This window comes from Flavobacterium sp. KACC 22761 (genome assembly GCF_034058155.1).
GTDB lineage: Bacteria > Bacteroidota > Bacteroidia > Flavobacteriales > Flavobacteriaceae > Flavobacterium.
Map to the genome: position 1 here is coordinate 3,814,823 of NZ_CP139148.1, position 24,701 is coordinate 3,839,523.

The following is a 24,701-nucleotide window of genomic DNA, read 5'->3' on the forward strand; positions in this document are numbered from 1 at the left end:
TTTTTTTATATTTAATCGTTTGGTAATTAGGTTTTTCGTATATTTATTGTGTAATAAATAAAGAATAAAACTATGCAAAAACAGTACTTTCTTTTATTTGTTTTGTTGACTTTGTCTTCGGTCAATGGAATTTCACAAACGAATTACAATCTTCAAAAATCCCTCCAAACAGCAAAGAAAAATAACCCCGTTCTCAAAGGTCAATACTATGATGTAGATATTGCCCAAAGCGATATTATGACGGCGAAATTAAGACCGAATCTAATTTTAGGATTTAATTACATTGGTATTGCTACTGAAAAAAATTATGCGCCTAATACTGGTTTTTTTAATAGTGCCAATACACAAACGAATTTACAATTAGGCAAAGTTTTCCAGCTTGCCGGAACACGTAAGAATAAAATTGATTTTGCCAATCAAAACTCGGTTTTGACACAAAAAAACTATAATGAAATAGAACGTAATCTTTTTCAGGATGTGGGTTTAAAATGGGTTGATGTTTGGGCCGCGCAAAAGCAATTAGAAATAGTGAAAAAAGCAAGCGGTAATTTGGATAGTTTGGTCATTATAAATAAAGTACGTTTGAAAAATCAAGTAATTACAGAAACAGATTTAAATCGTACTACACTATTGGCAAATCAGTATGCATTGGAAATTAAAAAAGCAGAGCAAAATTTAAAAAATGAAATGTTCAGTCTTAAATATTTAATGGGTACTCAGGATGAGATAAATATCGATTCTAGTGATGATTTTGCATTTGTTCTTCCCGCTAATTTAGATGATTTTTTGCAAGAAGGTTTAGATAAACGAACTGATGTTTTGGCTTCTAAATCAATCTTAGATGTGGCCAATACTAATATCAATCTTCAAAAGTCTTTAGCTTATCCGCAACCGGAGCTCGGACTAATTTACAATCCGCAAAATACAATTCCGTATGTGGGTTTATACGGTACAGTTGAACTTCCATTTTTTTCGAGAAATCAGGGAGAAATCAAGAAATCAGGTTACCTAAAACAACAAGCCGAACAAAATCTAGAAGCTACACAGGTCTTGATTCGGACAGAAATAACGAATGCATTTAATGCTTACCAGACTCAAAAAAGCAATCTTGAAAATTTTAGTGGATTGCTGACAAGATCAGAAAATATTTTAAAGAGTGTAAAATATTCCTATTTAAGAGGCGGTACTACCATTATCGATTTTCTGGAAGCACAACGAAGTTGGCTCGATATACAGCAACAATATTATGACTCTATGCAAGAATATAGACGAAGTTATATCACACTATTATACGCTTCAGGACTAATTAATCAAATAGCACAATAATGAATCGAATCATCGAGATTCATTACAAAAAAATACCATTATATATGAAACATTTAATAAAATATAGCGGCATTATAGTAATATTTCTTTGTGCCTGCAGCGGAAAAGAAAACAAACAAGATCAGGCGGTAAACAATATGCCACAAGTTACGAATAACGGTAAAACTATTGTTTTTCCTAGTGATAGCACTGTCGTTTTTTTCGAGACAGAATCCATAGGAAATTCGGTTCTTAATAACCAAATTATGGCTCCTGCAAAAGTTTCTGCAACAGTTATGAAATCACAAGAAGGAGCATCGCAAAATATTATTTTGTTTGAAAACCCAGATTTGGCCGCCAGTTATACACAGCTTATTCAGCATTTGGCTAATGTTAATCAAATTCAGAATAAAAACATAAAACAAAAACAAATTGAAGTGGATCGTGCCAAGGACTTGCTCGCGCACGGTGCTGCTACAGGAAAAGATTTGCTGGAAGCACAGACGGCATTATCTGTAGAACAGACAAATTTGGCCAATGAAAAAGCAGCTTTGATTGAGTTTGAAACAAACTTGAAAGCCGGAGGATTTGAACCCGAAGCACTCAAAAAAGCAAAAGCGGGAACATCATTTATTATTTGCGATATTCCAGAGAACCAGATAAGTAGGATAAAAAGCGGAGACAACTGCACGGTGCAATTTACAGCTTTTCCTAATGAAAAATTCTCGGGAAAAATTGATGACATAGCCGATATGATTGATCAATCTACCAGAATGGTAAAATTGCGAATAAGCCTGAACAATGCAAGTGGTAAATTTAAGGCGGGCATGTTTGCGACAGTTTCTTTTGGCGTAAGTGAAGGAGATAATATAAGTATCGATAAAAATTCATTAGTAACGGTTCAAGCGAAAAATTACGTTTTTGTTAAAAAAGGCAACAAAGAATTTGAACGTACAGAAGTGACGATAGGAAATCAAATTGGAGACAGAATTGTTGTTTATAGTGGTTTAACAAACGGTGATGCCATAGCGGTTAAAGGTGTTATGCAACTAAAAGGACTCAGTTTTGGGTATTGAAAAACAAAGATTATGTCTATAATAAGAGAGTGAAAACACTTTAAAAGAGAAACAATGACACAAGCACAAGTATATATAGATAAAGATGAGTTAAAAGGAGCGCAACCTCTGTACGAGTACATTTTACGATTTTTGATTGAGCATAAAATCGAGGGAGCCACAGTATTTCATGGCAAATTAGGATATGGTGCCAGTCGGTATCTTAACAGGCCTCATGATTTGTTCAGTTTTGATAAAATACCATTGCTGATCAATTTTATAGATGAAGATGAAAAAGTAAAAACGGCTTTAACGGCTTTAAGAAAAGTCTATAGTGGCGGTTTTATAGTTACGAATCATGTAGAAAAATGGTAAGCAAATGATCAAAAATTTACTAATATTCAGCCTTCGTAACCGCTGGGTTATAATTGCAATCAGCGTTGTTTTAATGTCGATTGGTTTTTGGTGTTTTACCAAATTAAAAATTGAAGCATATCCAGACATTGCAGATACCAATGTGATTGTAGTAGCGCAATATGACGGAAGAGCAGCTGAGGAAGTAGAACAACAAGTTACGGTTCCTATTGAAAGAGCCTTACAGAATACCCCAAATGTTTTGGACCGAAGAAGCAGAACTATTTTTGGCTTGTCTGTAGTACAACTTACTTTTAAAGATGGTACTGATGATTATTTTGCCCGTCAGCAGGTAACAGAACGGCTTACAGAGGCCGAATTACCTGATGGAGTTACGCCTTCATTAGCACCGCTTTCTACCGCCGTTGGTGAAATTTTTAGATATGTCGTAGAAGCACCAGCAAATTACAGCCAGGCAGAACTTAGAGATTTGCAGGATTGGGTTATAAAACCTGCATTGCTTCAAGTTCCAGGAATTGCCGATGTAACAACTTTTGGTGGACCATTAAAGCAGTTTCACATTATAACTTCGCCAGAAAAATTAAGAAAATACAATCTTACGCTGAAAAATGTGATGGATGCAGTAGATGCAAACAATCTAAACACAGGCGGAAATATAATTGAAAGAGGCGGACAAGGTTTTGCGGTACGTGGTTTAGGGGCAATTAAAACCGAGCGAGATATTCAAAACATTGTTCTTAAATCTGAAAATGGAGTTCCGGTTTTTGTTCGTGATGTAGCTACTGTCGAAATTACGCCACCGCCGCCAAGTGGTGTTATGGGTTATACCGTTACCAAAGACAAAAAAGACGTAAGCAGTGGCGTTGAAGGAATTATTCTTTTAAGAAGATATGAAAATCCGAGTGAGGTTTTGAAATTGTTAAAAGAAAGAATGGCCGATTTAGAGGAAAATGATTTGCCTCAAAATGTAAAACTGCGTCCTATGTACGACAGAACTTTCTTGATCGATCATTCGCTGGAAACTGTTGCACATACATTATTTGAAGGAATTTCTATTGTAATTATATTATTGATTTTGTTTCTCGGAAGTGTCAGAAGCGCATTGGTTGTAGCCTTGACGATTCCGTTTTCATTATTGTTTGCTTTTATTTTAATGAGATTGACCGGCATTCCTGCGAATTTGCTTTCGCTTGGCGCAATAGATTTCGGAATTATTGTCGATGGTGCCTGTTTAATGGCAGAACATCTTATAAGAAAATACCGAACAGCTACACCAGAAGAGAAACAACAGGGAATTGTGCAAATTACTCTTCAGGCCGCACAGGAAGTAGGAAGGGAAATTTTCTTTTCTGTAACCATTATCATTTTGGCTTATATGCCAATACTTTTAATGACCAGAGTAGAGGGGAAATTGTTTTCTCCAATGGCTTTGACTTTGGCTTTTGCTGTTATTGGTTCAATGCTCGGAGCACTTACCTTTATTCCGGTTCTAATTTCATTTGTTTATAAAAAGGCAATGCTTGATGTCGATAAACCTATAAAAGAACACAAAAATGTGGTGTTGGATTTTTTGACCAAATCATACGAAAAAGCATTAGCTCGATTTTTAAATAATTATAAAAAAACAACGGTAATTGGTTTTTCGATTGTTGCAATATTTATTTTATGTGGATTAAAATTAGGAACAGAATTTTTACCAACATTAGACGAAGGATCAATCTTTTTAAGAGGAAATTTTCCAGCCGGAATTTCGATACAGGAAAACGCAAAATATGCTCCTAAAATTCGAAAAATAATTGCAAAATATCCTCAAATATCATACGTAATAACGCAAACAGGACGCAATGATGACGGTACCGATCCATTTCCTGCCAATAGAAATGAGATTTTAGTAGGATTAAAAGATTACAAACTCTGGAGCGATACAATTGCCAAGAAAGATTTGGTCGAAATAATAAAAAAAGATCTGCGACAAGAAATTCCATCGGTGCAATTTTCTTCGGGACAGCCTATTATTGATCAGGTTATGGAAATTGTTAACGGAAGTGCGGCAGATTTGGCAGTTTCTGTTGTAGGCGATGATTTGGAAATGATGAGAAAAAAAGCTGAAACCATTGCCCAAATTGCTAAAAATACTCAAGGTGCGGATAATGTTAATATTGAACAAGAAGGCGATCAAGAACAATTGGCAATTGATATTAATAGGGAACAAGCAGCGAGATTTGGAATCAATGTAGCCGATATTCAAAATATGATTGAGGTGGCAATTGGCGGAAAAACAATTTCAACTTTGTATGATGGAGCAAAACGTTATGACATTGTAGTACGTTTTTTGCCACAGTACAGAAACTCTATTGACGCGATCAAAGATATTTTGGTGCCCTCTTCAAACGGTGCATTAATCCCAATGAATCAGTTGGCAAACATACATTTTGTGGAAGGGCAAACGAATATTTATCGGTATGGCAGTAAACGCATGATTACGGTTAGAACTAATATCAAAGGCAGGGATCAAGGAAGTTTTGTAAAAGAATTGCAAGAAAAAGTAGGGAAAAATGTAACTGTCCCTAAAGGATACAGCATCATTTATGGTGGGCAATATGAAAATTTGGAACGAGCAGGAAAACAATTGGCATTCACGATTCCGCTAACCATTATTATGGTTTTCTTGTTTTTGTTTATGCTGTATAAAAATTTTCAGCATACCATGATTACAATGAGTTGTATTTTGTTTGCTTTGGGCGGAGGCATTATGGCTTTGCTTATCAGAGGGTATTACTTTAATGTTTCTGCAGGTGTTGGTTTTGTGAGCATTTTTGGGATTTCAGTAATGTCGGGAGTACTTCTTGTATCGGCATTAAACAGAAAAACATTGTTTAAGGATGATGATTTGCAGGAAAACGTATTGATAGCTTCAAAAGAGCAATTAAGAGCTTTATTATCGATTTTGGTGGTCGCAATTGTTGGTCTTATTCCCGCAGCTACATCTTCAGGTATTGGTTCAGATGTACAGCGTCCACTGGCAACGGTAATCATTGGTGGATTGACGAGCACCTTATTTTTTGCTCCAATATTAATTCCGCCTTTATATTTTTGGATGAATGAGAAAAAAATGAAATAAAAATTTTAGAACAAAAAATATAGGCCGAAAGTTTTATTGCTTTCGGCTTTTTTTGCTTATCATGTTTGACATAAAAGAGAAATTCTATATTTTGTTTTTTTAATTACCTCGTCATAGTATTCTTGTAATCTAATCTTTCTACTTTTGATTTCCACTTTACACGTTGGCATTTTTTGAAAATAACCACTGTCTTAGTGCACAAAAAACAAAATAAATTGTACCTTATTAAAAGTTTTTAAATAGGTGTGATAAAAAATAATAGTATGATAAAGTCTATAAATCCATATAATCAAGAGATCGTGTTCGAGATTGCTGAATTCGATAAAAAAGAGGTCGAAAATGCAATCAACAAGGCTGAGGCACAATATACGATTTGGAAAGAAACTCATTTTTCTGAGCGTTCAATATTGATGAGAGCAGTAGGTGAGGAATTGAGGAAAAATTCACGTGAATATGCTCAAATTATAACTCAAGAAATGGGAAAACCGATTACTCAAGCCATAGCAGAAGTACAAAAATGTGCCGCTTTATGTGATTTTTATGCAGAGAATGCCTCGAAAATGCTTTCTGATAAAATAATCGAAACCGAAGCATATAAAAGTTACGTAAGCTATGAACCAATAGGAATCGTTTTGGCGATTATGCCATGGAATTTTCCTTTCTGGCAGGTTATGCGTTTTGCTGTTCCAGCACTGATGGCAGGAAATGTTGCAATTTTAAAACATGCCAGCAATGTTATGAAAAGTGCTACAAATATTGAAAAAATATTTGAAAAAGCGGGTTTTCCTGAAGGATGTTTTACGAATTTGCTTATTGGAAGCAAAATGGTAGAAGAAATTATAAGAAACCCTAAAGTCAGAGCCGTTACATTGACGGGAAGTGAAGCTGCGGGACGAGCTGTAGCAACTGTCGCCGGAAGTGAAATTAAAAAAACAGTCTTAGAACTTGGAGGAAGTAATGCCTTGGTCGTTTTTGCCGACTGCAATTTGCAGCAGACAGTTAAAACTTGCGTTCAAGCGCGCTTTCAAAATGCAGGGCAGAGCTGTATCGCCGGGAAACGTCTGCTAGTAGAATCATCTATTTCGGGAGAATTCACAAAAGCATTTTTAGAGGAGGTAAGCAAACTTCGGTCAGGAGATCCTTTGAATGAGGAAACAACAATTGGCACTATGGCGCGTATTGATCTTGCAGAAGAATTAGAAAAACAACTTCAAGATGCATTAAATAAAGGAGCAGAAGTTTTGTTGGGAGGCAAAAGAAACAAAGCTTATTTTGAACCTACAGTTATTGGAAATGTTACAACAGACATGTCTATTTTTAAAGAAGAAGTTTTTGGTCCATTGATTGGAATTACTGTTTTTAAAAATGAAGAAGAAGCAATTGCGCTTTCAAACAACAGTCCATTTGGACTTGGAGTCACAATTTTTACAGAAGATTTCGAAAAAGCGTCTAGATTAGTGCCGAAATTTAACGAAGGTGCGGTGTTTGTAAACGAACTGGTGAAGAGTGATCAGAGATTGCCTTTTGGAGGAACTAAAAATTCGGGATATGGTCGTGAACTTTCACAAGATGGGATTCAGGAATTTGTAAACAAGAAAACAGTTTATATTAATAAATATTAAAAGTCAAAATATTAGTTTCTTTAAATTATATGATTAGTAATGAATTTTCTGCCAACAATCAAATAGGAATTGTATCTACTTTTTTTGAGCTTGTGAACACAGATTTCAAAGGAGAAACAAATGCCTTATGTTGGCACAGAGATTTGGATGGCGATTTTAAAGAGATTGTTGCTAAATTATCTTTAGAAGAAAATATAACCGAAATTTTTCCTGAAGATCTACTAGCGTTGCAACTTTCAGAAAAAGGAAATATAGCAAGAGAAATAATTTTGAATGATTTGCAATTATTAACTGATTTTGGAGCTTCACCGTCTCTTAATTTGCTGAAATGCTACGAACGTGATGACGAATTTGATTTCATATCGACTGATGTTTATTCGTTTCATGTCGATCGTTCGCCCATTGCAACAGATACTTTTTTATGCACCTATCACGGAGCATCAAGTGACATTATACAAAACTCACAAGCAGAACAAAAAGTTTTAATTCCAGAAATCCGAGCAAAACTAAAAGAGTTGTATAACGGGCCGGAGGAAGAATTTGAAAACTTTTTAACAGAAAATTATTTCGACTTGCATTATCAGATAAACGAGAACGCTACACCTATTAATTTAGGAAAAATGCATCTTTGGCGTTTAGCTGTAGATCACCCGAAACAACAGGTTTTGCCTTGCATTCACAGAGCTCCAAAAGAAAATGAAGGCGAGTATCGATTGTTGTTGATTTGTTGAAAGAGGCTATTTAGGTGTCAATATTTTGTAAATAAATTAATTCGCAATGTTTTTTACAGCATTTATTAATTCAATTCCTTTAAGAATATATTGATCGGCGGTAAAATTTGATGTGGTTTCCTTTACAAAGTGGTCTATTTTCAAACCGTTTCTTTGCACACCCGTACCATCAGGATAAAATCCTCCCATTGAAGTAAATTGAATTTCTGTTCCATCAGGCAGTTTAAAAACGGCAACATTCAATGGAGCACCCGATGTCGTTTGGCCTACAGTTGTACAAGAAGGAGATTGTTGAATAATCATTCCTATGTACTCAGCCTTACTTTGAGTGGAAGTGTTTACTAATAGAATAATTTTTTTATTGTAGTATTTTGAGTTTTTGCTGCCAGCTTTAAAAGGATCTATGATCCTACTGATTGAAGGTTTGCCAAAGTTTGCCAAAGATGGTCTTTCTGCTAATGGTGAAAGAACTTTAATAAACTCTTTTCTTTCAGGATAGGTATATTCGGCAATTTCTGAGCCTGAAATATTTTTAGGATAATTTCTTAAGTCTAATATAATCCCATTAGTATTTGAAAAAGCTTCTAATGCTTTTTCGATATCCTCTTTTGAAATTTTACCAAGATTTATATAGCCAATATTATCATCAATGATTTGCCATTCTTTTTTATAGGAAAAAAATGGGAGGCTAGAATGTTCCTCATCTTTAGAAAAAGTATTATAAAGATGAATATATTTTGTAGTAATAGCATCTTTTCTTTTTATTTTGACTTTAATACTATCTTCCTTATTCCACATTATGTATCTCGCCCAAAATTTTAAATGAGTATCATTTGAAGAAGAAATCATTGATCCTATTTTTTGCTTTTGAAAAGATTTAATGCCTGTATCATTAATCTCAATAATCAAGTCCCCTAGTTTCAAATCATCTTTTTCTGCCAATTTATTGAATATTCCTGTGACTACTAAAGTATCATTAATATTCACCACAGAGACTGGTGGCTTAAATTTAAGCAAAGAATCTACTACTGTCTTTGAGAAATAATAGGAATGTGAATCGTTTAGTGATACGATTAAATTGGTTTTTGCCAACTCATACTTTAATTGAGAATTGCTGTTTGCGAAATCACCAATAAAATTTTCTAATTGATTAAACCAGTTTTTGTTCATCAGATATTTATTTACATAATGATATTGGATAACATTCCAAAAACTAAATAGTTCCAATAATCTGTGGCTTTTTATTTTATAGTCAAATGCTTTAAATCCTTTTTCATTTTCGAAAGTTGGGATGCCGCTTTTTGAAGTGTAATAATTGGCAATACTTGCATTATTTTCTAAGTTTTTTAGGTTATTGTAAAGTTCTTTGTTGTGTGAATATTGCTCAATCCATTTATAATCATAGTTTTTTGTAAACAAACCATCTGTATTGGTATTGATTTTTAGTTTACTTTCTTTAACTGATAAAACAAAATTTAATAAAAACACATCGAGGTTTTTTTGAGTAGTTATGCTTTCAAGCTTGTCGAAATTTTCTACAAATTTTTGATCCCAGTCGTATGAACCTTTGCTTATTTCAGAATGATGATATTTCATTAATCCCCAAATTAGACCAAACTGCTTGTATTTTTCGGTAGTAGTGATTGTAGATTTTTCTTGAGAAAACATGTTTGCAACAAAACAAAAGCAAAGCACAATTGTGAAAAATATTTTTTTATTCATGAAGTTTTTTTTCGGATTTTTGAATTGTAAAATTGAGCAATAACAATTTGAATAAAGAATAAAATAGTACACTTTTGAGTACACAAAAATCCAGTTTATATTGTATATCCAACCGTTAAGCGAAATTGTAATAATTTAAACCATCAGAATAATCGTATTTTAGTAGATTTGTATAAATTCGAATAATCATTAATAGTTAGCTAAGTATCACAAATTAAATTCTTCAATTAATGGAAAATTATAATAAAGACGTTACGGCATACATCGAAAAAATGGCCGATTTTGCAAAACCTATTCTTAATAATTTACGTGAAATAGTTTTTAGCACTTGTCCCGAAGTAGAAGAAAATATTAAATGGGGAACACCGCATTATTCTTATAAAGGCGATCATTTAGTGATGATGGGCGGTTTCAAACAACATTGTTCTTTTAGTTTGTATAAGGCAGAATTAATGAACGACAAGGATATACAGGTAAGTGTTGCGGCTGGAAAAAAGTTTGGTTATATGGATAAGATTAAAGATGTATCTGAATTGCCAACTAAAGAAAAATTAGTCGCCTACATTAAAGAAGCAATGGTTTTAAATGAGAATGGCAAGGCCAAACCAAAACCCGTAAAAGAAAAATCATCGGGAGAAGCTGTAGCGCCTAAAGAATTTATGGACGCATTAGCAAAAGACAGCAAAGCAACCGAAATTTTTGAAAGCAAATCGCCATCTTTCCGTAAAAATTATATTATTTGGATTGCAGATGCAAAGACAGATGAAACCAGAAATAAAAGAATTGTCCAATCTTTAGAATGGATTGCAGAAGGAAAAGACAGATTTTGGCAATCAAAAAAATAAGCAGCACAAACTAAATTTTGTATAAAAATACAACTACGGAGAAAACCCCTTAAAAAAACATTTAAGGGGTTTGTTTTTTTTAGATTATGAGAAAACGATGCTTTAAAAAATTCCTTTTTAACTTATCTTCGCTTTTTATACATTCAGGAGGACATTTAACTCATTTAAAAATTTAATTTGTGAAAAAAAATCGAGATGCTACAGAAGAAAATCAGCTTAAACGCGGATTGACCAACCGACATATTCAATTAATAGCCTTAGGCGGATCTATAGGAACAGGCCTTTTCCTTGGTATTGGTCCAGCAGCTGTTTTAGCAGGACCTTCTGTTATCTTAGGATATGCTATCGCCGGAATTATCGCTTTTTTTATTATGAGACAACTTGGCGAAATGGTTGTTGAAGAACCTGTATCTGGAAGTTTTAGCTATTTTGCCTATAAATATTGCGGTTCTTTTGCCGGTTTTGCATCAGGTTGGAATTATTGGATATTGTATATTCTAGTCAGTATGGCTGAACTTACTGCCATTGGGGTTTACGTGCAATTTTGGTGGCCTGAAATTCCGCTTTGGGCATCCAGTTTATTTTTCTTCTTAGTAATTAATGCTTTGAATTTTGCCTCTGTAAAAGTGTACGGAGAAACTGAATTTTGGTTTTCAATAATAAAAGTTGTGGCAATTATTGCTATGATTCTTTTCGGTACTTATTTGCTTATAAGCGGTACAGGAGGAGAGCACGCTACTATTCATAATTTATATAACGATGGCGGATTCTTTCCAAAAGGCATCTTTGAAAAAACCGCAACTGGAGATTTTCAAGGTTTACTTTCGGCTATGGCGCTGATTATGTTCTCCTTTGGTGGTTTAGAACTAATTGGAATTACTGCTGCCGAGGCTGAAAACCCAGAAAAAAACATTCCAAAAGCAACCAATCAGGTTATTTATAGAATCCTGATATTTTATGTTGGTGCATTGGTCATTTTATTTGCTTTATCGCCTTGGAGACAAATTACAACAGACAGCAGTCCGTTTGTAATGGTTTTTCAAAATTTAAACGGAATGGAATTTGAGTTGTTTGGCCACAAAATATTCTTTACAAGCCTTATCGCAAATGTGCTTAATTTGATTGTATTGACAGCTGCATTATCGGTGTATAACAGCAGTGTTTATAGCAACTCACGTATGTTGTTTGGTTTAGCAGATCAGGGCAATGCTCCAAAGTTTTTAAAGAAGCTAAACAAACATTCAGTGCCAATTAATGCCATTTTAATTTCTTCATGTTTTGCGGCTATCTGTATTTTAATAAACAAAATAATGCCAGAAGAAGCTTTTAGTGTTTTAATGTCTTTAGTGGTGTCTTGCTTAGTGATTAATTGGGTTATGATTTCCTATACGCACCTGCAATTTAGGCGTGCAAAAGACAAAGAAAATACGAAAACGAAATTTGCTTCTATATTTTATCCAATGAGCAATTACATCTGTTTTGCATTTTTATTGGGTATTTTAGCCATCATGTGGATGACGAATATGAAGATATCCGTAGAATTAATTCCAATTTGGCTGGGGATTCTTTTTATATTTTATAAAGTTTTTGATACAAAGAAATAAATAGTTTAAAAAAGTCCCATTTCGTTAGAAATGGGATTTTGCTTTTTTTGTTATCCTAAATTACTCTTAATTATACATATTGATAATGTGGAAATTCTTTCTGTGCAATTGAATTGTTTTAAAAGTCTTGTCTTCCAATAATAGTAATAATCTCTACTCGTTTGTCTCCATTAATTCGGTAGTAAATAGTATCAACACCACAAACGCAATAACGATATCCTTTTTTAATGTGATCAGCAGATGGGAATAGAAAAGGATTTTCTTCTATTTTTTCAAAACAATCATAAAACATATTAAAATAGCTGTCAGCCTGATTAATGCCGAACGTACTAACACCATAATAATAAATTCTTCTTAAATCTTCTTTGGCTTCGCTACTTAAAAAGTAGTTATACATTAGACTGATCTTTTTTAAATTCGGCTAACATTTCTTCTTTAGTTTGTTTTTTTGCAAATCCGCTTTTTTCTCCCTTATCTATTTTAGCTCTTACAAACTCAAAGTATTCTTCTCTTGAACGAGCTTGCTTAATCAAATAGTTGATAACTTCGCTTTTACTGCTAAACTCTTCTGTATTAACCTGATTCTTCAACCATTCTTCATTAGGTGTAGTCAATGATATACTTTGTCGTGTCATAATACAAATTTTAAATTGGTGTAAATTTACACCAAAACTTTCGATTAGAAACCAAATTTGGATGAAATAGTTATTTATTGTTGATATTATTTGTAATTCACTCGCTTGCCAAAGAATTTAACTTATTAATATAAATAATGGCAGTTTTGTCTAAAACACTTAAAAATCTTACTAAAATACCCTTAAATGTAATACAAAGAAGATTTTTAATTCTTATTAAACAAACTGATAATCAATGTATAGCAGTTTATTTGTTAAAGAAAAATCGGATTTTAATGCTAATAAAAAAAAAGTTAAAAACATTCTTAATTTTAAAGTGGCACAATTCCTGCCTGAAAAAAAATCATTGAATAATCAAAATGCTTGATTGGTGTGGAAAAAGAGATTGGAAATGTAGAGGATGACAGAGCCAATATAGAGCAGTTAACGAACTCAGGACTAGAAAACCTTATAAAACTCGGCGAGACCTTTGAAAATGGGACTTTAGCTGATTCCAGGGAGATGATTGGTTTAATTTTTCCTGAAAATTTCACATTTGAAGAAAAGAAAATCCGCACCGCCCGAATCAATGAAATGGTCAATTGCATCTATTTGGTAAACAACAGGTTACGAAAAAAAAAAAAAACGGGACAAAAGATGATATTTTTCTTTTGTCCCGAGTAGTGACGGTTACTTCACAATTTACAAATCATTTTATGAATGATTTAAAGAAATTAGCTTACTTTCAAGTGAATTTGTGAGATTATTATTTTAAGTTTTTATTTCAGAGCGGTTTGTATGTATCGTAAGCGTTAAATGTTAAAATGCGTTAAATAATTCCATGCATTTTTATTTCTACTAAAGAATTTTTTTGATGGGAATATGGTTGCATGGCCTGATAAATTATTAGAGATAAAACTAAAATAATATTTTTAGAAAATGCACATTAAAATTTGTTGATGATAGAATTTCAACCTATCAAAAAATTCAAAAACCAGATTTTATTATTGTTTTGGATCTAATATAAGCTATTGATTTTTATAATGCTTTAAATTGACAGCGTTAAAAGAATATGAAATCATTAAATAGCTCCAAAAAGCAAGTTTATTGTCATCTTGTATTTTTGGCAAATATTCCATAGCGTTTGTTGATCTATAAAAAGAAAAGGCGTAATTAATTTCCAGTTCTTTGGCAGGAAAGTATTTCACAGAAAGATCACTTTCATATCCAAGAAACTTTGTCATTTTTTGACTCAAATTATTTAGAAGAGGATATTGAGTATAAAAAAGGTGAAAATCAGAACGAAGAGATAGTTTACTATTTATAGGAATTACAGTAAATAGATAAGGATTTACTAAACCTTTTCCGTTAACGTCGGTAGGAAAACGGGTAAAGACATTCATATTTCCATTGAACTTCCATGTCACGCCATATAAGACATCAAAATCTCCGGAATTATTAGCTTGTATATTAGGACTGCTGCCACTAATTATTTCAGCACCTAAACGCCAAGTAGATTTTAAGAAAGACAATTTAACCTCAGGTTGAAAATAGTAAGCTAATAATTTTTGACCTTTTGAATTATGCCCAAACTGTAAATATGAATTTAAAGTATAATACCATTGTTTTGTTTTAAATTCTATTCTTCCACCTGTTGTTGCACGAGTATACAATTTCCCTGAAATTGTGTTTTCTAAAAAATCAATAGCATTCAATGAGGTAAATAAAAATCCATGATTGTAATTGTAGCTGAGATTATTTACAAGCAGATACTTATACTTATTGGCTGCGACAGGAGAGTAGGCTGGCTCAAATTCAGTACCGTAGTTTCTGGTAAATAAAAAGAAAAAATCATTAGAGAAAAATTTTGAGGATTTCATTATCCGTATTCCTTCATGAGATCTACCTTGTTGTGCCCAGGGTGCATCAGAGAATAATCTGCCATTATCTAATAAAACACTTTGCCTTCCCAATCGTATATTTAAAGATTTGAACTTAGTCTCAAAATACAATTGATAAAAATTAATACTTCCTACTTTCGAAGCGTTGTTGTTTTCATCCCAAAGATGAATTTCCTGTAAATCTGATTTTATAAGCCATTTTTCTCTAGCATATAGCATAGAAAATCTGTTTCTCTGGGTGATATAAAAGTAAGGATCAATTGAATCGTTGGGAGGAAGGATGTAATTTGAAGTGTATTCGGCTCTTGGTCTTATTTCAATATTTATTAAGAACTGCCGGGATAAGCTATCTTTTTGTTGTGCAGATAATTGAAGAATAAATAAAAGAAAGGAAAGTAATAATAGATTTTTTTTTGCAGGCCTTTTTATAATCATACTTCTTTTATCCTATAGATTTAGTGTATAAAAGTAATAATAGTATATTTATTTACAATACAATCAGGTAAGTTTGATAAAAATTATTTATTAAAAAAAAACATTTCTATTCCGCATTTCTAAATATACTTTTTAGTATATTTGCTCCCTAATTAATTATTAATGCTTAGTAAGGCCGAAAGAACAAAACAATTTATACTCGAAACTGCGGTACCTCTTTATAATGAAAAAGGTATCTCGGGAGTTAATATCGATGATATCCTGGAAGCCACAAAACTTACAAAGGGCTGCCTTTATGGTCATTTTGAAAATAAAGAAGATTTATCCGAACAGGTGATTGATTTGTCCTTGAAAATGGTTTCAGACAGAATCAGAGCTTCAGTTTATCAGGCAAAAACAATTAAAGGTAAAGTGTTTGCATTTTTGGATTTTTATAAAGACCCAATTGAAACCTATATTTCCGGTGGTTGCCCGATACTTAATACTGCCGTCGAAGTAGATGATAATTATCCGCTTATAAAAGAAAAAGTAGCCAAAGTATTTAGAAGTGGTCAGCAGGAATTAGCAGGTTTACTTCAGGAAGGAATTAATATTGGGGAGTTTTCCACTAAACTTGATCCTGTTATCTTTGCTTTTAAATTAGTCGCATCGGTTGAAGGTGGTATCGTAATGTGCAGAGTTATGGGGACAGCAAAACCAATGCAGGGACTTATCAAAAGCTTAAAGTCTGAATTAGAACAATATAAAATATAATTTTTTTTTGAATAAAAATATACTAAAAAGTATATTATGAAATATACTAAAAAGTCTAAAAAGGTAAAATTTATAAAAATAATTCTTTAAATAAAGTATAATGGAAATACAAGGCAAAACAATATTAATAACCGGCGGAGGATCCGGCATTGGACTTGAAGCCGCAAAACAGTTCTTGGCTATTGGTGCTAAAGTAATTGTAACAGGAAGGAATCGTGCCAAACTTGATGCTGTTAAGAAAGCAAATCCTGCTATCATAACAATTCAAAGTGATGTAGCCAATAATGAAGAGGTAAAATTTCTTTTTAACAAAATACAAGAAATGGGCGGTATCGATATTTTGTATAATAATGCGGCCGTACTGGTACCCCCATCAAATTTAGGAATTGCCAATGACAAACATTCCGAAGGTGCTGCCTACGAAATGGAAGTGAATTATATTGGGGTTATAAGACTTAATAACATGTTTATGGACATGCTACAATCAAGAAAAGAAGCAGCGATAATAAATACGACATCAATATTGAGTCAGGCTCCGTCATTAATTGAAGCTACTTATTCTTCTTCTAAAACTGCATTGGCTTTTTATACTGTGTCACTTCGAGAACATTTGAAAATTATAGGAAGTAATTTGAAAATATTTGAACTGGTCCCGCCGCTTGTAGCTACAGAAATGACTGCAGACCGGAAAGATAAAAAAATATCCGTTGAAGAAATGGTCAGAGGCCTTATCGTCGGGCTTCAAAAAGAACATTATACAATACGTGTGGGCGATGCAAAACTGTTTAGCCTGATAAACAGGTTTTTCCCAAAAACCGCCTTTAAATTAATTAATCCCAAGAAAAGTCACCAACTTTTAAAAAACTAATATGAAAGCATTTATCATTAATAAATATACTAAAGGGGCTCTTCAGCTTGCAGATGTTCCAACTCCTGTTGTAGGTAACAGCGATGTTTTGATTGAGGTCTATTCAGCAGGGGTTAATCTTCTGGATTCAAAAATTAAAACTGGAGAATTTAAATTGATTCTTCCCTATAAACTGCCTATGATTCTGGGGCATGATGTAGCAGGTATCGTTGCGAAAGTGGGAAAAAATGTCAAGAAATTTAAAGTTGGGGACAAGGTATATTCCCGTCCTGCAGATTACCATGTAGGAACCTTTGCTGAGTATATCTCTGTAAATGAGAAAGATGTGGCATTTAAGCCCAAAAATATTTCAATGAACCAGGCCGCTTCTATTCCGTTGGTGGCACTAACGGCATGGCAGGTGCTGGTTGAGCGTGCAGATTTAAAAAATGGGCAGAAAGTATTCATACAAGCCGGTTCAGGAGGTGTGGGGACAGTAGCTATACAGCTGGCCAAATATCTTGGTGCACTCGTTGCCACAACTGCCAGTAATAAGAGCTTTGAATTGCTTAAAAACCTTGGTGCTGATGTACTGATCGATTACAAAACACATGATTTTGAACATATACTTAAAGATTATGATGCTGTATTAAACAGCCAAGATCAAAAAACACTTGAAAAATCATTAAACATTTTAAAGCCAGGCGGTAAGATCATTTCTATTTCAGGACCGCCGACACCTGAATTTGCTAAAGAGATGGTTTTGCCATGGTATGTTAAAATGATTACAATGCTGCTTAGTTTTGGCATAAGAAATAAAGCTCAAAAGAAACATGTGAACTTTAGTTTCCTATTTATGAGGGCTGAAGGGATTCAGTTACAGGAAATTACAAAACTTATTGAAGCTGAAATTATTGAGCCAATAGTAGATAAAGTATTTGCTTTTGAACAAACAAATGAAGCGCTGGAATATGTAGAAGGCGGCCGTGCAAAAGGTAAAGTTGTAATACAGATAAAGAGTGAGAAATAGTAAATGCAGGGAGTAAAACCTCATTGATTAATGCAGGTTTTGCTCTCAGGCTATCATAAGTTTTTTAATCGCTTCGAATGCAAAAAATTAGCAAGAGTCCAAATAATACTACTGAGTATCATCTGAATCAATATCAGCAGAATCTGCCAAAGTTTTCTGTGTACGAAATTGATAATTATTTAAAAAAATATGATAAAAAAAGAAGGAAAGTTCATGCCGAAAAGCACTATCAGATCATTTGGTTTAAAAAGGGGAATGGAAGATATTTTGTTAATTTCAAAGCATACGATGTTGACCAGAATACTCTTTTCTTTCTCACTAAAGATGATGTTCATTATTTCGACAGGAATACTAATTACATAGGAATCTTGATTCAGTTCAATGAAGAGTTCCTAATTCAGAATAACAAGGATATTGCCTTTTTTTCGAAACACAGCCTTTTGAATGATCACAAACAGCCTGCTTGTTCACTTACCCGAGATGATGCCTTTATTTTAGAAGAATATTTAAAGCTGATCAAAAATGAATTGAAAGATAAAAATCAAACCAGTCATGAAGAACTATTAAGGTCTTACCTCAAAGCATTTCTCATTCAGGTTCAGTACAGATGGGAAAAAGCAAATCTACATGACGGGCGCCGGATTTTGCCTGAGTATAAAAAGCAGCAGCAATTAATAAAATTTGTTGGTCTGGTAGAGGAAAATTATAAAAAAGATCTAAAAGTCTCCCAATACGCAGATCTCATGCAGATCTCATCCAAGACATTATCGGGTCTTACCAGTCAATTGTTAGATAAAAGTCCTTCGGAAATTATTTGTGAAAGGATTGTAGCAGAAGCAAAAAGAATGCTCCTTGATACTAATTACAATATCAGTAAAATTGGCTATTGTCTGGGTTTTGATGATGACTCTTATTTTGTAAAATATTTTAAAAAACATACGAGTATTTCACCTTTGGATTTCAGGAGGTTCAGCTTAAAAGAAATATTTTAATACTAAGCATTAACCACATCTATTAAAGTGAAGATTAAAATCCACTGCTTCCATCATCGACACTAGTTTTATTACGCTTAAACGGCTTAGCAATATTTGAAAAAAAATTATTAAATATAAAATTAAGCTGGAATGCATTAACGAGCTGATCAGCTGTTTCTCTGGGCATTACTTCGCGAGAATACGAAGGTTCAATTTGGATATCATTATTAAGAGATAATCCCAAACCGACAGTGAAGCGGTTGCGGTCAAAAAAATCAGGACCGCCGACAGCACTTTTGGTTTTAAAAAAGACTTCATCAGATGCAAATGCGTAAATTGGTATTTTATTTATTTTCAAATAATTTATTGGACAAACAGCTTTTACTTGAAATCGAAACCGCTCAACTGCCTCATAATTTGAATTTTCATTCTCCAGATGCCTGTCCTCGAATCTGGCCCTTAAATTTACTTTAAAACTTTCTTTTGTAAATAAGCTGTAAGTTGCCTGAAGGGCACTTCTGAATTCCGGAGTTTTTTCCTGATTCAATTCCGGTACATTTTTATTGTGAAAATAAGCGTAAAATATAGACAACTTCCATTAGCAACTCCACTCGGATCTGGTCCATAGGAGGAGAGACCGGGTGGTATTACGCCGAAAATTTCACTATTAAAGAAAATAAAGTACAAACCGCTAGAGTTAACAAAATAGTAGAGGGTATTTACTTGATTAACAAAGAGTTAGATAGTGAAAAAAAAAAACGGGACAAAAGATGATTTTTATCTTTTGTCCCGTAGAGTGACCTCAAAGGGACAAATTTCAACATTTTTTTTGGATGATTTGAAGAAATTGGCTTATTATATGTAGTTATCTGTCCTCCAGTGGCTTTGGTAATTTGGTTTAGATGTCCTGTTGGGGATCAAAGGAAATGAAGCGTCAAAAAACAAATCGGTAGCGCCTTATTCTTAAAGCCGCCTTAACTTTTTATGGCAAAAAAGGTATCGACTCCAGCAACTCCATTCCTGTATTTTGCAGTTCTAATTAATTCTATATTGCAAAATGAAAAAAATTAAAGGAAAATTAAAACTTGTAAGATTTTTAATTATTTTTATGTAATTATTTAGTATGCAATACTATAAGTAAAATATTGAGAGAATTTATAGGGGTCTAGTACTATTAATTACTGGATAGGTGCGATATTATTAATTACATTAACATTGCAATGATGGGGGCTTATGCTTGTTGAATAACTAAAGAAGAAGATATATAACTGCTAAAATTTGATATATTATGAAAAAAAGTCTCTTTGTTTTTTCATTTGTGTTGCTATTGGCGGCCTGCAACCAAAAACCATCTGCAAATTCCGGTGAGAAAGCCGATATTGAGGGTGCTGTTTCGGCAGAATTCAAACCTGCCAACATCAAGGAACAGATTGTTTACCAGCGCGCAATTGAAGCTTTAGTATGGGGGATACCTGCCGTTAATTATGACCTTATGCTTCAGGCAATGCTGGGCAGCACCAAAGGGAAACAAAATGAGATCATATTTTGGTCAAAACCCGTAGACTGGCATAATCAGACATTAACGCCAAATCCTGACGCGATTTACTTTATGTTTTTTTTCAACACAAAGGATGCCGGGCCAATAGTCATAGATGTCCCTGCGGCAGCAAATGGCTCCTTTGCCGCCAATATTGACAATATCTGGCAGATGCCCCTTGAAGATGCAGGACCTTATGGAGCCGATAAAGGCGCAGGCGGCAAATATCTGATACTGCCGCCTGACTATAAGGAAGATATTCCTAAAGGATACATTGTACTGAAAGCCGATACCTATGAGGGTTATGGATTATTCCGCTCCAACCTGCCCAGCCACAGTGATGCCGATATAGTGACTGCCGTCAATTACGGCAGACAGCTAAAGCTATATCCGCTTGCCAAAGCCAAAAATCCCGGTGAAACAAAATATACAGACGTGAAGGATGTACTTTACAATTCTGTTATACCTTATAACAGCCGGTTTTTCATCTCTCTTAACCGCATTGTGCAAAGCCAGCCTATGCTGGAGCGCGATAAGGCGATGATTGATAAACTAAAAAGCATAGGCATTGAAAAGGGAAAAAGCTATAACCCTGATGCACGAACCACCGAGATTCTGAATGCAGCGGCAAAAGGTGCACATGACTATTTGGAAGCAATGCTTGAAAAGGGCTTCCCTCCGATAAATCCTGATGCGAAGTGGGCTGTTCCCGCAATGCCGGAACTCGTCAAGGCGGGATCTTCGGGATATGCGGAATCTGATATTTATCCTACAGATGCCCGTGCATTAACCTATTCAATCGGTTATGTAGGCATAAAACGCCTGGGTACAGCGCAAATATATCTTATTGCAGGAAAAGATAAGGAAGGCCGCGCGCTTGATGGCGATAAAACCTATATGCTCCACGTGCCAGCAAATGTGCCAACCAAGCAATATTGGTCGGCAACAGTCTACGACCGGACAACACATTGCCTTATCAAAAATCTGCCGCGTGCAAGCAGAGCATCGAATGCGACAGAGATCCAAAAGAACACAGATGGCTCGGTCGATATTTTCTTCGGCCCAAAATCCCCTGCAGGCAAGGAATCAAATTGGATCCCAACGGACCCTAAAGGAAAATTTGAAGTATTATTCAGGCTTTACGGCCCAGAAAAGCCCTTTTTTGACAGGGTATGGAAACTTGGAGATATAGAAGAGGTTAAATAATCAATTGCTAAACTTATGGAAAAGAAACTCATCTGCGTGATTTTGATTGCAGCCTTGACGGCATGCAACCAAAATAAAAACAGTGATACGAAAACATCAAATTCTAAAGGGATTGACAGCCTGGTGCCAGCCCAGGCAGCACGCGAGCTGCCAACGGGTCCCGACACAAATGTAAAAATTACTCAAGAATATGCCGCTTTGGCGGCTAAAGAGGCCTATTTTTGGGCATGGCCGCTGGTAAACATGTACAACCGCCGAATGGCTTTCAAGGATGTAAAAGAGCTGGCCCTGTCCGGACCTCTGCTTATGGCTCCGCTCAATCAGTTTACCATGCTTACCGATTATGTGATACCTACGGAACGTGCTGTAGCCTGCCCGAACCAGGATGTGGTGTACGGTATTGGATGCCTTGCTTTGGACCAATCGCCCGTTGTGGTGCAAGTGCCTGATTTTGGCAAACGTTTCTGGGTCTACCAGATAGTTGATCTGCGCACTGAAAGTTTCGCAAAATTGGGAAAGATGTACGACAATAAGCCGGGATTTTATTTATTGGCCGGACCGGACTGGAAAGGAGAGGTGCCTAAGGGAATAATAAAAGTTTTCCGCTCGTCAACCAATACTGGACTTGTGGGGCCCCGTGTTTTTCTGGATGACACAAAAGAAGACCGAAAAGCAATTCAGGAGGTACTCAAATCAGTGGTTATGTATCCCTTGTCTGATTATGACGGCAAAATGAAAACCATCGATTGGGCCAATATCAAAAAACTTCCCGGAGGCGAAGGAGGAAAAGAAGAAGCGGTATGGGTGAACCCCCAGACATTCTTTGACGAGCTGCCTGTTGTGCTGGCAGATGCAAAGCCATTGCCAGGCGAGGAGGCGAAATACAAGCAGATACTTGCTGTAGTGGAAGCCGCCAAGAAAGACCCAAAACTGAAACAGGCGATGATCGATGCAGCCGTTGAGACAGAGCGTCAGGTAATAAAACCTTTAATGGAATTCCGCAGCTGGGGGATCCAATTGCCTTTTCACTGGTCAGGGGTAACGAACGGCGCATCGTGGGGCACGGATTATTTTACGCGCACTGCGGTAGCCAAATCCAATATCCTGGTCAATGCCCCTAATGAAACACGTTATTTTTATCAGGATCTGGATTCAGAAGGAGGCCGATTGAACAGCTCGAACAAATATAAAATTACTTTTGCCAAAGGGCAGCTGCCACCTGTTAATGGATTTTGGTCGCTTACGCTATATAACGAGCATCACTTTTTTGAAATCAACAAGCTCAACAGATATTCATTGGGCACAAAGAACAAGACAATGACATATAACCCGGACGGTTCGCTGACCATTTATATTCAATCAGTTCCGACTGATGCGAAAACCCAAAACAACTGGCTTCCGGCCGTTGAAAAGGGGGATTTTTCGCTTTATCTTCGCACTTACTGGCCAAAAGAGGAAGTAGTAAATGGAAAATGGACTCCGCCGGCAGTAATAAAAGTTGAATGATGCTTTGAGATTGTAGCTTTACAAGAAGTTTGGGTTTGATATTATATTTATGACTTAAACTTGCCCAGGCTCTTTTTTCTACGTTTTTGTTTTAAGAACAGCATACGCCAACTACTTGCCGCAAATTTAAAAAAGATGAAAAATCTGGTGTATGGGTCTTGCAAGGTTTTCACTTTTCGGACTCCCTTTTTTTTTGACGCATCAGCAGATCTGCCTACAATCAAAATCACTAAATTTGAATAGAATAGATTACCCACAATATATTCCTACTACTGTGACGCCGTTTATTGAAACTAAAAAGAATCTGCTCTTGACTGGACAATATATGGGAGCCTTGCCGTTGAATAAAGTTGATACTTTTAAGTTTACTGCAAGAGTTGATTTTCAGACAAATGAAGTAGATTTTGTGAATAGCTATCCTAAAGATCTATATGGCAATAATTACAATTGGGAAGGAGAAATATTCACCACAGTATTTTCAACAATTCATCCCGATGGAGATAAGCTTGTCTGCAGTTTCCCAGTATCCCACAATCTGCAAATAATAAATTTAAATAACAAAAAAACTCAGGAAGTCTATGCAGGAAGCAATGAAGTTGGAAATATCTCTTCCATTGAAAAGAGTGTCAGAAATGTTTCAAGAGAAGAATTAGTAGATCAGATCGTGAAACAAGATGAGTATGCAGCTATATTGTATGACAAATATAGAAAAGTCTATTATCGTTTCTTATTAAAGGGGCTTTCTAGCGATGATAAAAAGAAATCTTTTAAAGACAAATCAATTGCTGTGATATTAATGGACAAAAATTTTAATTATTTAGGAGAAACTACTCTGGGGCAATGGAAATTTTGGAATTGGCGCAATAGCTTTGTTACCAAGGAAGGCTTAAATATTGAATATTTAGATGGTAATTTGGATGAAAGTGGCCTGACCTTAAAAATACTTAACATAAAAAAAAAGCACTCATAAAAAAGTATAGTTTTTATAATTAACGATTTAGATAAAGTAAAGATGAAAAATAAAATTTTAATTATAGTATTTGCGTTTCTATCTTCTATGATAATTTCCTGTAAAAAGTCCGACGCTGAAATTGAAGCGGAGTACCTGAAAAATTCAATAGAAAAATTAAAGCTTGACCAAAATGTTAAATGGATTGTCATATTACCAGGCTTGGGATGTCATGGCTGTATTCAGGAAGGAGAAGTTTTTATGCAAAATTATATTGATAATAAAAATATAGTATTTGTATTGACCAAAATTGAGTCGCTGAAAATTTTGCAAAAAAAAACTGGTGTAAATTTAAAAGAGCATTCAAATATTTATATTGATAGAAATGCTGAATTTAATGTCCCGACCGATAATTCAATTTATCCATGTATTGTCGAAATTAAAGAAGGAGAGTTGGAATCAGTCGGTTTTCAGTCACCAAAAAATGGGGTTGCTTTCGATAAGCTAAAGCAACATATTCTGTAGAAAAAAGTGTTGTCTTGATAAAAACATATTAAAAATTTATAGAA

Annotated in this window: 22 protein-coding genes; 17 read left to right on the forward strand and 5 right to left on the reverse strand. The window is 34.7% G+C overall.

Annotated features, from left to right (window positions below; genetic code table 11):
• Nucleotides 1-72 precede the first annotated feature (72 nt).
• The 6 genes from SCB73_RS16525 to SCB73_RS16550 all read left to right on the forward strand — a co-directional run bounded on the left by SCB73_RS16525 (nucleotide 73) and on the right by SCB73_RS16550 (nucleotide 8,209).
• On the forward strand, nucleotides 73-1,326 hold the full coding sequence (locus SCB73_RS16525; protein ID WP_320567305.1) for a TolC family protein: 1,254 nt from the start codon (nucleotides 73-75) through the stop codon (nucleotides 1,324-1,326).
• A 44-nt stretch (nucleotides 1,327-1,370) separates the two neighbouring features.
• Nucleotides 1,371-2,381 (forward strand): efflux RND transporter periplasmic adaptor subunit, encoded by a 1,011-nt coding sequence (locus SCB73_RS16530; RefSeq protein WP_320567306.1) that lies wholly within the window; start codon nucleotides 1,371-1,373, stop codon nucleotides 2,379-2,381.
• A 54-nt stretch (nucleotides 2,382-2,435) separates the two neighbouring features.
• Nucleotides 2,436-2,735: a DUF190 domain-containing protein gene (locus SCB73_RS16535; RefSeq protein ID WP_320567307.1), complete on the forward strand. Its 300-nt coding sequence runs from the start codon at nucleotides 2,436-2,438 to the stop codon at nucleotides 2,733-2,735.
• A gap of 4 nt (nucleotides 2,736-2,739) precedes the next feature.
• Nucleotides 2,740-5,856, forward strand: coding sequence for an efflux RND transporter permease subunit (locus tag SCB73_RS16540; protein WP_320567308.1), 3,117 nt, complete (start codon nucleotides 2,740-2,742; stop codon nucleotides 5,854-5,856).
• A 263-nt stretch (nucleotides 5,857-6,119) separates the two neighbouring features.
• The gene (locus tag SCB73_RS16545) at nucleotides 6,120-7,478 is read left to right on the forward strand and encodes an NAD-dependent succinate-semialdehyde dehydrogenase (protein ID WP_320567309.1); all 1,359 of its coding nucleotides are present in this window, start codon (nucleotides 6,120-6,122) and stop codon (nucleotides 7,476-7,478) included.
• Nucleotides 7,479-7,510: 32 nt separating this feature from the next.
• Entirely contained in the window at nucleotides 7,511-8,209 is a 699-nt protein-coding gene (locus SCB73_RS16550) for a DUF1826 domain-containing protein (protein WP_320570099.1), read from the forward strand.
• A gap of 36 nt (nucleotides 8,210-8,245) precedes the next feature.
• On the opposite strand, the gene SCB73_RS16555 is transcribed toward SCB73_RS16550, so the two are convergent.
• Nucleotides 8,246-9,697 carry a S41 family peptidase gene (locus tag SCB73_RS16555; protein WP_320567310.1) on the reverse strand — a complete coding sequence of 484 codons (1,452 nt, stop codon included), beginning with the start codon at nucleotides 9,695-9,697 and terminating at the stop codon, nucleotides 8,246-8,248.
• 464 nt (nucleotides 9,698-10,161) lie between these two features.
• On the opposite strand from SCB73_RS16555, the gene SCB73_RS16560 reads away from it, so the two are divergent.
• Nucleotides 10,162-10,776: a YdeI/OmpD-associated family protein gene (locus SCB73_RS16560; protein WP_320567311.1), complete on the forward strand. Its 615-nt coding sequence runs from the start codon at nucleotides 10,162-10,164 to the stop codon at nucleotides 10,774-10,776.
• Between the two features lie 179 nt (nucleotides 10,777-10,955).
• Entirely contained in the window at nucleotides 10,956-12,380 is a 1,425-nt protein-coding gene (locus SCB73_RS16565) for an amino acid permease (protein WP_320567312.1), read from the forward strand.
• Between the two features lie 118 nt (nucleotides 12,381-12,498).
• Here the strand turns inward: SCB73_RS16565 and SCB73_RS16570 are convergent, their stop codons facing one another.
• Entirely contained in the window at nucleotides 12,499-12,777 is a 279-nt protein-coding gene (locus SCB73_RS16570; protein WP_320567313.1) for a type II toxin-antitoxin system RelE/ParE family toxin, read from the reverse strand.
• On the reverse strand, nucleotides 12,770-13,015 hold the full coding sequence (locus SCB73_RS16575) for a ribbon-helix-helix domain-containing protein (RefSeq protein WP_320567314.1): 246 nt from the start codon (nucleotides 13,013-13,015) through the stop codon (nucleotides 12,770-12,772). Before SCB73_RS16575 ends, SCB73_RS16570 begins: the two co-directional genes overlap by 8 nt.
• Nucleotides 13,016-13,387: 372 nt before the next feature.
• Between SCB73_RS16575 and SCB73_RS16580 the strand changes: the two genes are divergently transcribed.
• Complete coding sequence (locus SCB73_RS16580; RefSeq protein WP_320567315.1) at nucleotides 13,388-13,678, forward strand: hypothetical protein; 291 nt, start codon at nucleotides 13,388-13,390, stop codon at nucleotides 13,676-13,678.
• Nucleotides 13,679-14,022: 344 nt separating this feature from the next.
• On the opposite strand, the gene SCB73_RS16585 is transcribed toward SCB73_RS16580, so the two are convergent.
• Complete coding sequence (locus tag SCB73_RS16585; protein WP_320567316.1) at nucleotides 14,023-15,330, reverse strand: hypothetical protein; 1,308 nt, start codon at nucleotides 15,328-15,330, stop codon at nucleotides 14,023-14,025.
• 162 nt (nucleotides 15,331-15,492) lie between these two features.
• Here SCB73_RS16585 and SCB73_RS16590 point away from each other — a divergent pair, with 162 nt between their 5' ends.
• The 4 genes from SCB73_RS16590 to SCB73_RS16605 all read left to right on the forward strand — a co-directional run bounded on the left by SCB73_RS16590 (nucleotide 15,493) and on the right by SCB73_RS16605 (nucleotide 18,952).
• Nucleotides 15,493-16,083, forward strand: a complete 591-nt coding sequence (locus SCB73_RS16590) for a TetR/AcrR family transcriptional regulator (protein WP_320567317.1) — start codon at nucleotides 15,493-15,495, stop codon at nucleotides 16,081-16,083.
• 100 nt (nucleotides 16,084-16,183) lie between these two features.
• Nucleotides 16,184-16,951: an SDR family oxidoreductase gene (locus SCB73_RS16595; RefSeq protein WP_320567318.1), complete on the forward strand. Its 768-nt coding sequence runs from the start codon at nucleotides 16,184-16,186 to the stop codon at nucleotides 16,949-16,951.
• 1 nt (nucleotide 16,952) lies between these two features.
• The gene (locus SCB73_RS16600) at nucleotides 16,953-17,960 is read left to right on the forward strand and encodes an NADP-dependent oxidoreductase (RefSeq protein WP_320567319.1); all 1,008 of its coding nucleotides are present in this window, start codon (nucleotides 16,953-16,955) and stop codon (nucleotides 17,958-17,960) included.
• A gap of 77 nt (nucleotides 17,961-18,037) precedes the next feature.
• Nucleotides 18,038-18,952 (forward strand): AraC family transcriptional regulator, encoded by a 915-nt coding sequence (locus SCB73_RS16605; protein WP_320567320.1) that lies wholly within the window; start codon nucleotides 18,038-18,040, stop codon nucleotides 18,950-18,952.
• Between the two features lie 34 nt (nucleotides 18,953-18,986).
• Here SCB73_RS16605 and SCB73_RS16610 read toward each other — a convergent pair whose 3' ends face one another.
• Nucleotides 18,987-19,526 (reverse strand): DUF2490 domain-containing protein, encoded by a 540-nt coding sequence (locus tag SCB73_RS16610; RefSeq protein ID WP_320567321.1) that lies wholly within the window; start codon nucleotides 19,524-19,526, stop codon nucleotides 18,987-18,989.
• 696 nt (nucleotides 19,527-20,222) lie between these two features.
• Between SCB73_RS16610 and SCB73_RS16615 the strand changes: the two genes are divergently transcribed.
• The 4 genes from SCB73_RS16615 (at nucleotide 20,223) to SCB73_RS16630 (ending at nucleotide 24,657) form a co-directional block, all read left to right on the forward strand.
• Entirely contained in the window at nucleotides 20,223-21,677 is a 1,455-nt protein-coding gene (locus SCB73_RS16615) for a DUF1214 domain-containing protein (RefSeq protein WP_320567322.1), read from the forward strand.
• A gap of 15 nt (nucleotides 21,678-21,692) precedes the next feature.
• A complete protein-coding gene (locus tag SCB73_RS16620; RefSeq protein ID WP_320567323.1) occupies nucleotides 21,693-23,183 on the forward strand; it encodes a DUF1254 domain-containing protein in 1,491 nt (496 codons plus the stop codon).
• A 151-nt stretch (nucleotides 23,184-23,334) separates the two neighbouring features.
• Nucleotides 23,335-24,153: a DUF4221 family protein gene (locus SCB73_RS16625; protein ID WP_320567324.1), complete on the forward strand. Its 819-nt coding sequence runs from the start codon at nucleotides 23,335-23,337 to the stop codon at nucleotides 24,151-24,153.
• A gap of 42 nt (nucleotides 24,154-24,195) precedes the next feature.
• Entirely contained in the window at nucleotides 24,196-24,657 is a 462-nt protein-coding gene (locus SCB73_RS16630; protein WP_320567325.1) for a hypothetical protein, read from the forward strand.
• Nucleotides 24,658-24,701 lie beyond the last annotated feature (44 nt).